Raw genomic sequence first — 11,844 nt, forward strand, 5'->3', positions numbered from 1 at the left:
GCAAAGCTTCGCATACGCTGGCGCGCGAAACCCGGGAGCTTTTCCCGATATCGCGGGGAAGCGTTCCCAAACGCGCTGCGACACACCGCTGTGTGCAATCGGTCTGAGTAGAATGCAAACGTGACGAATGCAAACGTGATGGCAAGCGACCCCTCGAACCCTTCTTCAGTGCGCTCCGTACCACCGCATTCGGCGGTGTGGCGCGACCTTGCGTGGGTGTTTGCGCTGTCGGTGCTCGCCGCCGTGCTGAGCGCGAGGTTCGATTTCAGCGAGCACGCGTACCGCTGGACGCGGGGCCTCGAGCGTTTCCAGCTCGACGAATTGCCGGGCACGCTGTGCGTGCTCTCCATCGGCCTCGCGTGGTTTGCATGGCGCCGTTACCGCGACGCGCGCCGCGAACTGAGCCGGCGCTGCGCACTGGAAGAGCAGGCTGAGCGGCTGCTCGCCGACAACCGGCGTCTCGCCAATCAGGCGCTGCAAGCAGAGGAACTGGAGCGCCGCCATCTGGCGCGCGAGCTGCACGATGAGCTAGGCCAGTACCTCAACGCAATCTCGCTCGACGCCGCGCGCATCCGCGATCTGTCCAGCACACGCGAGCCGGAGATACATCGCGTCGCGCTCGGCCTCATGCAGAGCGCGACCCACGTCTATCGGCAGATTGGCGGCATGATCCGGCGACTGCGGCCGATCGGCCTGGATGAGTTCGGTTTGCCGAGCGCGCTGGAGCATTGCGTCGACGGCTGGCGTGAGCGTCTGCCGGACGCGTCGTTCTCGCTGACGATCGAAGGGGACTTTGCCGGTCTGAGCGACGCGCTGACCATCACGCTTTACCGGCTCGTGCAGGAAGGGCTGACCAATGTGTCGAAGTTTGCCCGCACTGCACGCGTGGAAGTGTTCATGGTGCGTGCCCCGCGCGAGTCGCACGAAGGGCATGACGCCGGGCTCATCGATGAAATCGTCGTCACCATGGCCGACGACGGCCCCGGCGTCGACCTCGACAAGCCGCGCGGCGGGCTCGGCCTGATCGGCATGCGTGAGCGGGTCGAGGCGCTAGGCGGCGAGTTTCACGTGGCGAGCAAGCCGGAAGGCGGTTTCCTGTTCTGCGCGCGGGTGCCCGCTCACGCAGGGCTTGCCGAACCGGTGAACTGAAGCCCGAGGCGGCTTGCCATCTGGGCGAGCTGCACACCATTGTCGGCGCCGAATTTCTGCCGGATCACGGACTGATGATTGGCCACGGTCTTCTGGCTCAACCCCAGTTTCTCGGCAATGCTCGGCAGCGTATAACCTTGCACGAGCAGTCGCAGGACTTCGAACTCACGCGCCGACAACTGCCGTCCTGGCGGACCTTCGCTGAACGCGTTGCGCAGCGCGAGCGCCTGCGAGATATCCGGGCTCAGATAACCGGCGCGCCGGGCGATGGTGCGCACCGCCTCCACCAGCACGTCGGGCGCGCTGGCCTTGGTCACGTAACCGAGGGCGCCCGCATCGAGCGCGCGGCGCACGAAAATCGCGTCCTCATGCACGCTGAAGATCAGCACGCGAGCGTCCGGCTCGCGCGCGAGCATACGGCGCATCGCTTCGATGCCGCTGGCGCCCGGCAACGATACGTCCATTACCACCACGTCCGGGCGCAGCGCGCAGAAACGCTGATAGGCCTGACTGGCGTCGGCGGCCTCGCCGCACACATGCACGTCGGCATTCTGTTCGAGCAGACGCCGGTAGCCCTCGCGCACCACCGCGTGATCGTCGACGAGCAAGACGGAAATGTCTCCCGCTGTCATGGTCAGCCTCCTGTGCCGCCGTGTTCGCCGGTCTTCCCGCATGCCGCAACGGACGCCAGCTTGCGCGAGTTGGCGTCGTTGCGAAACAGGATCGGCTGCTCGCGCGGTTCAACTGCGGCGGCCGCGCGCCGCGCCACGTTCACCACCTTCAAGACCGTGTCATGCGACGGCGACTTGTCGCAGACGGGGTCGGCATTGGCCGCATCGCCGGTGAGTAGATACGCCTGGCAACGACAGCCGCCGAGGTCGCGTTCCTTTTCGTCGCAACTGCGGCACGGCTCTTTCATCCAGGCGAGGCCGCGAAAGCGGTTGAAGGCGTCGCTCTCGTACCAGATTTCGCGCAGCGGCGTGTCTTTGACATTCGGCAGCACGAGTCCGGGCAGACTGCGTGCGGCGTGGCAGGGCAGCGCCGCGCCGTCCGGCGCAACGCCGAGAAACACCGCGCCCCAGCCGTTCATGCAGCGCTTCGGGCGTCGTTCGAAATAGTCCGGCACGACGAAGAAAATTTTGCAGCGCTCGCCCTGCGTGCGGCGGTAGCGTTCGACTACCTCTTCGGCTTCGTCGAGCTGTTCCTGAGTCGGCATCAACTGCGCTTCGTTCTGATGCGCCCAGCCGTAGTACTGCGTGTTGGCGAGCTCCAGGTATTCGGCGCCCATCGCGAGCGCCATCTCGATGATCTTGTCGACGTGCGGCAGGTTATAGCGATGCAGCACGCAGTTGAGCACCATCGGAAAGCCGTGCTGTTTGATCGATGCGGCGACGCGCTGTTTCAGATCGAAGGTGCGGGTGCTGCTCAGAAAGTCGTTCAGTTCCTGCGTCGAATCCTGGAAAGACAACTGGATGTGGTCGAGGCCGGCCGCTTTCAGCTCGCCGAGCCGCTTATCGGTGAGACCGACGCCGGAGGTGATCAGATTCGTATAAAAGCCGAGCTTGCGCGCCTCGGCGACCAGCACTTCGAGATCATCCCGCACCAGCGGCTCGCCGCCTGAAAACCCCAGTTGCGCGGCGCCGAGCGCGCGTGCCTCGCGCAGCACGCCGATCCATTGTTCGGTGCTCAACTCGCGGCTGTGATCCGTATAGTCGACCGGGTTGTAGCAGAACGCGCAGTGCAGTGGGCAGCGGTAAGTCAGTTCCGCGAGCAGCCAGAGCGGCGGCGCCACACCGTCCAACGTTGCTTGAGGTTGCGCCGCGGCAGCAGGTTGTGAGAGATCGGTCATCGCGCTACTCCAGCCAGCCGCGCAACTGCGCGTCGGCAACGAACGCCCGCACGTCCGGACCCAGCCCGGTCGTGTTGAACGCCTGCTCCAGGTCGGCGATCAGAGCGTTCATATCGCGCGTGCCGTCGCAACGTTTGAGGATTTCCGCCGCGCTCTGATTGAGCTTCACCATCCCTTCCGGGTAGAGCAGAACGTGCGCGTTCTGCGCGGGCTCCCATTGCAGACGAAAGAGCTTGCTGATGGTCGGACGATCGGCGGTTTGCATGGCGCCGCCGGCGCGTGGCAGGTCGTTCATTGCGGAAAGGCCTTTTCGATCGAATCCAGCATGGTCCACAGGATATCGAGCTTGAATTGCAGGATCTCCAGCGCGCGTTCCTGTTGTTCGCGCCGTGTGAAATGATCGAGCGTGACCGCGAGCCCGTGCTCCACGTCGCGTTGCGCGAGCGAGATGCGCGAGCGGAAATACGCGAGGCCAGAAGACTCGATCCACGGATAGTGTTCCGGCCAGGTCGCGAGCCGGTCGCGATGAACCTGCGGCGCGAACATTTCCGTGAGCGACGAGCAGACCGATTCCTGCCACGGCGCGCGGCGCGCGAAATTAACATAAGCGTCAACGGCGAAGCGCACGCCGGGCGTCACCTGTTTCAGCGACCACAGGTCGTCGCGCGAGAGGCCGACCGCGTCGCCCAGGCGCGCCCATGTTTCGATGCCGCCTTCCTGATCGCCATAGCCGTCGTGGTCGAGAATGCGCAGCACCCAGCGGCGGCGTGTCTCGCGATCGGGGCAATTCGACAATACGGCCGCATCTTTGAGAGGAATATTGATCTGATAATAGAAGCGGTTGGCGACCCAGCCGCGTATCTGTTCGCGGGAGCAGCCACCGCTATTCATCTTCACATTGAACGGATGATGAATATGGTAAGCGGTGCCTTTCGCCCGCAACTGTGCTTCGAATTCTTCGCGGGTCCAGGCGGGACTGTCGCCGCGTCCGTTCGTCTGCGTGTCGTGCGGCGGCGCCGTGCCCAAGGTGTCTTTCGCGTTCATGCCGTCTCCGTTTTCTGCTTCATCGCTATGCTTTTGAATCGACGCTTCATAACTTGCTTCGCAGTCATGCTTCACGTCATATTTCGAACGTCATTCCGTCGTACGCTACCTCGATGCCGTGTTCGGTCAGCGTGCGCCGTTCCGGCCCATCCTCGACGAGAATCGGATTGGTGTTGTTGATGTGAATCAGCACCTTGCGGACATTGTGCGCGTCGAGCGAATCCAGTACCTCGATCATGCCGCCCGGCCCCGACTGCTGCAGATGGCCCATATCGGCAGCAGTCTTCTTCGAGAGACCCAGGCGGATCATTTCGTCGCCGGTCCACACCGTGCCGTCGACTAGCAGCAGGTCAGCCTCACGCATCGCGGCGAGCACGTGCGCTTCGATCGCGCCGAGTCCGGGCGCGTAGAACACGCGCTTGCCGGTCTGCCGGTTCGTGATGACGAGCCCGATATTGTCGCCGCGCTCGGGTGCGTTGCGATGCGGCGAATAGGGCGGCGCCTTGCTCGACAGCGGCAGCGCGTCGATCTGTACGCCGTTGAGTGCGTCCACGGCGAGCGGCGCGCCGTCGAGCGCGATACGGCGATGTTCGACGCCGCAATAGTGCGAGAGGATCGGCGCGACCGGAAAACCGCTGCACAGGTCCTGCCAAACGGCATCGGTTGCGTAGAGCGGCAGTGGCGTGTCGCGCTCGCGCAGCATCAGCAGGCCGGTGACGTGGTCGATCTGCGCGTCGATGACGAGCACTGCGGCAATGCCGCTATCGCGCACGCGGCGGGCCGGCTGCAATTCCGGATTGGCGGCGATCTGCGCGAGCAGATCGGGCGACGCGTTGACGAGCAGCCAGTCCTCGCCATTCGCACTGACTGCGATCGACGATTGCGTGCGGCGCGTCGCCTTCAGCGTGCCGCGCCGCACGCCGTCGCAATTGCGGCAATTGCAGTTCCATTGCGGGAAACCGCCGCCCGCCGACGAGCCGAGTACCGTGATTTTCATGCCGCGCGGCGCAGAACGCGCCCCTCGTGAGCGGTTGGAAGGAACATCGTTGCGAGTGCGTGGGCAACACGTTCGTGCAGTCTCGGGTCGCTCGCGAGATGGCCTGCGCGCACGCATTCGACGTGGGCCGCGGGAACGGCACGCACGAGACGTCGCAGATTGCCCGGCGGGCAGACTGGATCGCGCGAGCCATGCACCGCGGCGAGCGGCACGCCGGCCGCGGCAGCGTGGCGCGCCAGCGCGAGCAGACGGGTTTCGCCGAGCCAGCAGCGATGCATCAGGTAGTGGGCCTGAATGCGGTATTTGCCGACCAGCTTGCGTACGTCTCGACGCGAAGTTCTTGCGGGCGAGTGTGCGCGGCGCGAGTCGGCGCTGGCGAGCACGGCATTTTCATAGCCGCGCCATGCGAGCGCGATTGCATGTTGCGTCGTTTCGTTTGCGTCGCCACCCCGTTGCAAGCGCTCATGGCAGCGGGCCAGCAACGCCGCGGGCCGGTCGCAATGCGCGGCCGCACAGAGCTGCGTCCATGCCCGTGGTGCGTGTTTGCGCGCCGTGACGAAGAGCCCGCGGACCTCGCGCAACGAAGTGAGAAACAGCCCTCGCATCACCACACCCGTCACCGAGTGCGGATGCCGGCCGGCGTAAGCGAGCGCGAGCGCGGCGCCCCACGAGCCGCCGAGTACGCCCCAACGTTGCACGCCCAGGCGAACGCGGATCGCTTCAATGTCTTCGATCAGCCTATCCGTGCGGTTATGGCGCACGCTGCCGTGCGGCGTCGAGGCGCCGGTGCCGCGCTGATCGATCATCACGACCCTGAAGCGCGTCAGATCGAAAAGCCGCAGCGCGCCTGGCTGGCTGCCGCTGCCTGGGCCACCGTGCAATACGACCACCGGCACGCCGTCAACTGCGCCCGCCACCGTGAACGACACACGATGCCCGTCGCGCGTACGCAGCGTATCGACCTTCAGCGGTGCAGGTGCTGACGCCTGCCGTGAAGCGCGCCGCATCATGGCAACATCCTCGCGAGCAGATTGTCGCGATCGATCAACTGATGCTTGAGCGCACCCGCCACATGTAGCACGATCAATACGATCAGCGCATAGCCGATCGCCTGGTGAAGCCCGAAGAAAAGTTCGCGCAAGGCCGCGTCATCCCAGCCCCACTTTGGCAGCGCAATGCCCCAGAAGCGCGTGCCATAACGGTTGAACGACGAACCTAGATAGCCGCACACCGGCATCGCGACCATGGCTACATATAAAAGGCCCTGCGTAGTGCGCGCGGCGGCGCGTTGCCACGGTCGCATCGGCGGCAAGGGCGGCCCTTTGAAGGCCGCACGCGCCATGATGCGCAGAAGCACCAGCAGGAAAACCGTCAGTCCGACCGACTTGTGAAGGTTGAGCAGCGTCGCCTTGAGAGGCAGCCCCTTCGGCAGTCCGACCATATACAGTCCAAGCGCGAGCAGGCCGATAATGCCGACGGCAATCAGCCAGTGCAACGCGATCATCGCGCCGGCATAGCGCGGTGCGGGTGCGTCGGCACCCGCAGATAGGTGGGGAGAATGCGCCATCGTCATGCCTGTCTCCTTCGTTATCCGGTGTTTCTGCCGAACACCGTTTGCCTGGCCGCTTTGCGGGCCGACCGGTTTCGGCGGCTAGCTCACGACCAGTATTTCGCCGCGTCCGTCGACTGCGAGATCACCCGTATAGCGCGCCGGCAAGCTCGCCGTGCGCCACTGCGAGAAGGGCGCGATTTCATCGGCGAGACTGCGCACGAGGAGCGCCCAGAACACGTCGAAACCGCGACCGCCGCCGGTAAACGTCGGCGGCAAGCGCGTGGGCCGCTGGGCAAGCACGAGCGTGCCGCGTCTCATACCATACGCATAATGCGCGCCCAGTTGCCCGGCGATACCAATGGTGCCTGCCACGAGCCGCGACGCGGCAAAATCGCCCGCATTGCCGCCGACCAGCACGAGGCCGCGGCGCATGCGATCAGCAAGCCGTGCGCCCGCGTTGCCATGAATCGTCAGCGTGCCGCCTGTCATGCCTTCCATGTCGCCGGCGAGTGCGCCGGCGGCAAAATCGCCGCTATGGCCGGTCACGGTGAGGCGGCCGCCGCGCATTTCACATGCGGTGAAATGACCGGCGTCGCCGTGAATCTGCAACGTGCCGCCCGCCATCTGGAAACCGCTAAAGTCGCCGGTCGAACCGTGCACGACGATATGCCCGTCCGCCATCCGCGCACCGATACGGTCGAGCCAGGGTGCCGCGTTCTCGATCACCAGCATGGCGCCAGCGTGAGGCGCCGCGGGTTCGGTGGCGGCCTCATGGCGCGACACGTCGAATATATCGCCCACGATACACCTGTCATTGCCCGCGGGCAGGGCGAGGCGCTCGATCTGCGCCACGCTCATCGCCGCGAGCGACGCCGGCTGCAGCGCGGAAGCGTCGACGCGGAAACCCGGGGCCGTTTTCACGCGCAGCGTGGTGTGTTGACTCATGCGCGGCTCCCGTCGAGGCCTGCGGCAAGGCTGTGGAGATGAAAGTGGTAAGGCCCCAGCTTGCCGCCGTAGTTGCCCGCCGAAATCCGCAGCAGGCCGGCCGCCCGCCCGAGTCCGGTGGCCGCGGCGATCCCCGCGCTCATCGCGGCGCCGACATCCGCATCCGTGAGCCCGTCGATCACGATTTCGAGCACGCAGCCGACTTCCGCGCTCAGTTCGCTACGCGGCGAGAGACCCGTGAGGGTGGGACAGAACGCGTCGTTGGTGGAGGCGCTCGCGCCTTTGTATTTGGAGCCGACCTTCGAACCCGAGCGCACCACGCCGCCCGGGAACGGCATGATCACATTCGGCAGCTTGCGCATGGCGGCGACCGCCGCTTCCGAGGCGGCGAGCGCGGCGTCGATATCGCGCGCGAGCAGGATCAGGTTGCCGCCGCCCACGGCCTTGACGGTCAGCGCGGTGTCTTCGCAGACGAATTCGCCGTCCATTACCGGCACGCGCCAGTAACGCGTGTCGCCGAGCATCTTCGAGATTTGCCAGCCGTCGCCGAAAAAGCGCAGTCCGCTGCCGAGCGACGCCCGATCGGATAGCGGCGCGCGGCTCGTGTCAGGATCGATGCCGCCATACACGGCGGTGGTCGGACACGTGAGCACGCATTGTCCGACGCGCCGCCCGATCTGTTTGGCCAATTCCTTCGACGACACCGCGAACAGCAGCACCGTCACACCCGGCCGGCCATCGGGCGTTTCCGCGGGCGGCAGCATGCGCTCGACGCCGGCCTCGCAGCCGCAGCCGATCACCGAGGTCGCGAACCCCGTCAGCGAGTGGGCGGCATGCATCGCCCACGCCGGCGTATGGGCGGTGATGACGAGCCGGGTCGCCTTCATCGGAAAAGCTTCCGCGAAGGTGGCGTCGATCGTGGTGCCGTTGATCTGCAGGGTCGCCGGTTCGCTCATTGTGTGCGCTTCACTTTGTGCTCAGCCGTTCGCGAGACATTCGACCGGCAGCAATCTGCCGCCGCGGCAGCAATTGCAGATCTCGTCGTCGCTGATGGCCGCATGCGCGAAGTTGCTCGCGAGATTAGCGTCGCTGTAGGCGCGCAGCGTCTTCTCGATGCCGCGATCGAATTCGGGCGAGACGAAATGGATGCCGCCCGTGGGCGTGGCGACGAGCGTGCCGTCGCGCGCGACCAGTTCGCCGTCCTTGAACACATAAGCGGGCGACGTAAACATCCGCTCGCGGTCCGCGACATCGCGATAGACGGCAATATCCGCCGCGGCGCCCACGCCCAGATGGCCCCGGTCGCGCAGTCCGAGCAGGCGAGCCGGTCCGGCGCGCGTGATGATGGCGATCTCGTACAGCGAGAACTCGCGTTGCAACTGCGGCAACGCGCTCGCCACTTGCGCGTCGGCATTGAGCTTCGCGAGCTGCTCGTCGCGAAACGATTTGTCCATCAGCAGACGGATCAGATGCGGATAGCTCGTAAACGGGCCGCCGTTCGGATGATCGGTCGTCATCGCGACACGCCACGGATCGTCGACCAGCAAAAAGATTTCGAGCCCGATGATCCACTGCAATGCATTCACATAGCTCTGCTCGCGATAGCGGAACGGCACCACGCCACAGCCCGCGTCGCATTCGATATCGCCGACCACCCATTTGTGCGGCCGCGCGAGCGGCGTGTTGCGAAACTGCATCATGGTGTCACCGGAGGCCGTGACGGTCTGTCCGAAGATGATCTGGCCGACGTCGATCGACACGTTCGGCCGCGCGTTCACCGCTTCCGCGATCTGCCGCGCGCCCGACGAAAATTTTTGCGGACCCTCGGTGCCATAGCTATGAAACTGGATATGCGTGAGATGGATCGGCAGCCCGTCGGCGGCATCCATGGTGGCGATCGTCGAATCGATATTGCCGGGCACGCCGAGATTGCTCGCGTGGACATGCAGCGGATGCGGCACGCGCAGTTCGGTCAACGCGCGCGACAAAGTGTGCAGCACATCGCGCGGCGTGATGCCGTAGTGCACGTGCGGCTCGTCGACGTTGAGCGAGCGCTGGTTGAATTTGAATGCGGAGATGCCGCCCGGATTGACGACCTTCACGCCGAGCGCCTTGCTCGAGTGAATCGTCCAGCCGATGTAGTCGCGCAGACGCTCGAAGTCATTGCGTGCAGCGAGCATCTGCAGGAACAGTTCGTCGTTGCCGAGCATCACATACGCGCCGTGGTCGATGATCGGCGTATCGCCCATTTCGAGGTGCGTGTGGCGTGCGTTTGACGGCATCATGGCCGGTTCGAACGCGGCCGTGTAGCCCATCTCGGCGTAGCGGTAGCCGGTCGCGAGCGTGCCGGGCGTGCACACGCCGCACGACGGCAGCCGCAGGTAGCGGCCGTTCGCGTCCTGTACCGCTTCGTAGGCGGCGTCCCGCACAGGATCGTCGCGATGATCCTCGGGTAGCAGCAGGCGCGAAAGATTGGTCTTGCCGCCGCCGATATGCGAGTGCATGTCGATACCGCCTGCCATCACGATCATGCCGGTGGCATCGTATTCATGGTCGGCCGGCGTGGTGGCGGGCAGGTCGACAACGCGGCCGTCGCGAAAGGTCAGATCGCGGCGCTCGCCGTCGACGCCGTTCGCCGGGTCGTAGATCGTGCCGCCTTTGAGCCGGACGAGACTCATGGCTGCACCTGCGCGGCGGGCTCGGCGACGAGTCGCGCGGCCAGTTGCGAGACGATCGCCGCCACCGAGGGCAGCGCCGCGCCTCGCGCAGGAGAGAGCGGCATGACGACCGAACCGTCGACACGAAACAGATGGCCGCCGCTATCGATGCCTGGCGTCGCGACCGGAATGAAGACCGTGGCGCCGCCGCGCGCTTTGGCGGCGTCGGCTAACGCGGGATGGCCGAGCACGATCGCCGGCACGCTCTCGTCGAGCGCTTGCGGCCATGCCGGCGGTGCGAAGCTGGCGACCCACAGCAGGGCATCGATTTCGCCCTCGGCGAGCAGTCTGGCCGTGCGATAGCGATACGGATCGTAGTCGAGCGGGGCCGCGCGGGCGATGCGTGCCGGCGTCGAGACACGCGTGCGGAGTGGCAGACCCGAGAGCCAGGTCACGGTCTGGTTGACGGTCAATGCGCCGTCGTCGCCGCCGAGCGCGAGACAGACGGCGCGTACCGTGCGGTTTGCCGCTTTGACGATCCGGTTCAAGGCTTCGATCAGCAATGCGGCGTGCGGGCCGGGCAGTGCGGCAGGCTCGTAGACGAGCACGGTGTAGTGCGCGGCGGCGATGCGCGCCTGCAGCGTGGCCAGTGCTTGTGCCGCACCCGTGCCGTCGTCTTGCAACGTGCCGGCTTCACGGCCTTCGGCTAGCGCGGACCAGAGCGCGAGCGTGTCGAAAGGATCGGCGTGCGGCAGGAGCGCTTCGACGTGTGTATTCGCCAGGCCGCTCGCAGCCGGGTCGGGCGTGCAACCGACGAACACCAGCTCGCGTTGCTGCGGCGTGCCTTCCAGCGTACGCGCGAAAAATCGCGGATAACGCTGCGACGGCTGACAGCCGAAAAACACCAGCAGGTCCGCACGCGAACGCACTTCGGAAAGCGTCGTGAAAAACGAGCCGCGATCCTGCAATGACAGCGTGGCGGCGCTCGATGCATCGCCATGCAGATGGTCGAGGATCGCGCCGCAGCCGGCGGCGAGCGTGTACAGCGCGCGGGTGCCCGCAACGTCCGTGGTCAGCGCACCGAACAACGGGCGGCGTGCCGACGACAGGATCCGCGCCGCGCTCGCCACTGCGGTATCGAGATCCGCGTCGTGTCCGTCGACGCTGTTGCGGCATGCTGCGTCCGCATTGCCGAAACACGCAAGCGCTTGCGCGAGCCGCGGGCATTCGGTATCCGGCACGGCGAGCGTGGCGTCTTCTCGAGACTCGACGACGAGGTCGTCGCACAGCAGTGGGCAGAACGGGCAGGTCCAATCGCGCGTCACTGTCGAGGCGGGCACGTTGGCCGCGGCCGACGGGTTCGGGGACGATGGATCATTGGGCGAGAGATGCATGGCCGCATTTTTAGCAAGCTCCATGCCGATCTGAATACAAGCCGGTGGCGCGGGTGTGCGACGCGTCGCGCGTGGCTTATGTGGCCCTGCGCTTAAAGCAATCGATACGGTCGCGGTTTTCGCCGCATTGCGCAGTCGTGGCGCTGATTCGGCGACGCGCTTGCCGGCTGCGCCGCACAGGTTGTGTGTCAACCTGGAGCAGAGTGTCACGAACTGCCACAACAGCTTGCCGTTCGTTTACATGCACACCCCCTGCG

General features: G+C 65.6%; 12 protein-coding genes. 1 reads left to right on the forward strand and 11 read right to left on the reverse strand.

Annotation, left to right across the window (positions count from 1 at the left end; genetic code table 11):
* Positions 1-138 precede the first annotated feature (138 nt).
* Positions 139-1,149, forward strand: a complete 1,011-nt coding sequence (locus P0D70_RS09090; RefSeq protein WP_408184191.1) for a histidine kinase — start codon at positions 139-141, stop codon at positions 1,147-1,149.
* On the opposite strand, the gene P0D70_RS09095 is transcribed toward P0D70_RS09090, so the two are convergent.
* The 11 genes from P0D70_RS09095 to P0D70_RS09145 form a co-directional block, all read right to left on the reverse strand.
* Entirely contained in the window at positions 1,119-1,781 is a 663-nt protein-coding gene (locus P0D70_RS09095) for a response regulator (RefSeq protein WP_091803612.1), read from the reverse strand. The genes P0D70_RS09090 and P0D70_RS09095 overlap by 31 nt on opposite strands.
* 2 nt (positions 1,782-1,783) lie before the next feature.
* Complete coding sequence (gene pqqE, locus P0D70_RS09100; RefSeq protein ID WP_408184192.1) at positions 1,784-2,998, reverse strand: pyrroloquinoline quinone biosynthesis protein PqqE; 1,215 nt, start codon at positions 2,996-2,998, stop codon at positions 1,784-1,786.
* A 4-nt stretch (positions 2,999-3,002) separates the two neighbouring features.
* Positions 3,003-3,293: a pyrroloquinoline quinone biosynthesis peptide chaperone PqqD gene (pqqD, locus tag P0D70_RS09105; protein ID WP_408184193.1), complete on the reverse strand. Its 291-nt coding sequence runs from the start codon at positions 3,291-3,293 to the stop codon at positions 3,003-3,005.
* Positions 3,290-4,042 (reverse strand): pyrroloquinoline-quinone synthase PqqC, encoded by a 753-nt coding sequence (gene pqqC / locus P0D70_RS09110; protein WP_408184194.1) that lies wholly within the window; start codon positions 4,040-4,042, stop codon positions 3,290-3,292. The genes pqqD and pqqC overlap by 4 nt, the downstream gene beginning before the upstream one ends.
* A gap of 76 nt (positions 4,043-4,118) precedes the next feature.
* A complete protein-coding gene (gene pqqB, locus P0D70_RS09115; protein ID WP_091803603.1) occupies positions 4,119-5,039 on the reverse strand; it encodes a pyrroloquinoline quinone biosynthesis protein PqqB in 921 nt (306 codons plus the stop codon).
* The gene (locus P0D70_RS09120; protein ID WP_408184195.1) at positions 5,036-6,049 is read right to left on the reverse strand and encodes an alpha/beta fold hydrolase; all 1,014 of its coding nucleotides are present in this window, start codon (positions 6,047-6,049) and stop codon (positions 5,036-5,038) included. The genes pqqB and P0D70_RS09120 overlap by 4 nt, the downstream gene beginning before the upstream one ends.
* Positions 6,046-6,612: a cytochrome b gene (locus P0D70_RS09125; protein ID WP_408184196.1), complete on the reverse strand. Its 567-nt coding sequence runs from the start codon at positions 6,610-6,612 to the stop codon at positions 6,046-6,048. Before P0D70_RS09125 ends, P0D70_RS09120 begins: the two co-directional genes overlap by 4 nt.
* 78 nt (positions 6,613-6,690) lie before the next feature.
* On the reverse strand, positions 6,691-7,536 hold the full coding sequence (locus P0D70_RS09130; RefSeq protein WP_408184197.1) for a formylmethanofuran dehydrogenase subunit C: 846 nt from the start codon (positions 7,534-7,536) through the stop codon (positions 6,691-6,693).
* Complete coding sequence (gene fhcD, locus P0D70_RS09135) at positions 7,533-8,492, reverse strand: formylmethanofuran--tetrahydromethanopterin N-formyltransferase (protein WP_408184198.1); 960 nt, start codon at positions 8,490-8,492, stop codon at positions 7,533-7,535. The genes P0D70_RS09130 and fhcD overlap by 4 nt, the downstream gene beginning before the upstream one ends.
* A gap of 21 nt (positions 8,493-8,513) precedes the next feature.
* Positions 8,514-10,214, reverse strand: coding sequence for a formylmethanofuran dehydrogenase subunit A (locus P0D70_RS09140; RefSeq protein WP_408184199.1), 1,701 nt, complete (start codon positions 10,212-10,214; stop codon positions 8,514-8,516).
* Positions 10,211-11,587 carry a molybdopterin-binding domain-containing protein gene (locus P0D70_RS09145; protein WP_408184258.1) on the reverse strand — a complete coding sequence of 459 codons (1,377 nt, stop codon included), beginning with the start codon at positions 11,585-11,587 and terminating at the stop codon, positions 10,211-10,213. The genes P0D70_RS09140 and P0D70_RS09145 overlap by 4 nt, the downstream gene beginning before the upstream one ends.
* Positions 11,588-11,844 lie beyond the last annotated feature (257 nt).

It is taken from the genome of Paraburkholderia sp. RL17-381-BIF-C (genome assembly GCF_046026435.1).
In the GTDB taxonomy this organism is placed as follows: Bacteria; Pseudomonadota; Gammaproteobacteria; order Burkholderiales; family Burkholderiaceae; genus Paraburkholderia.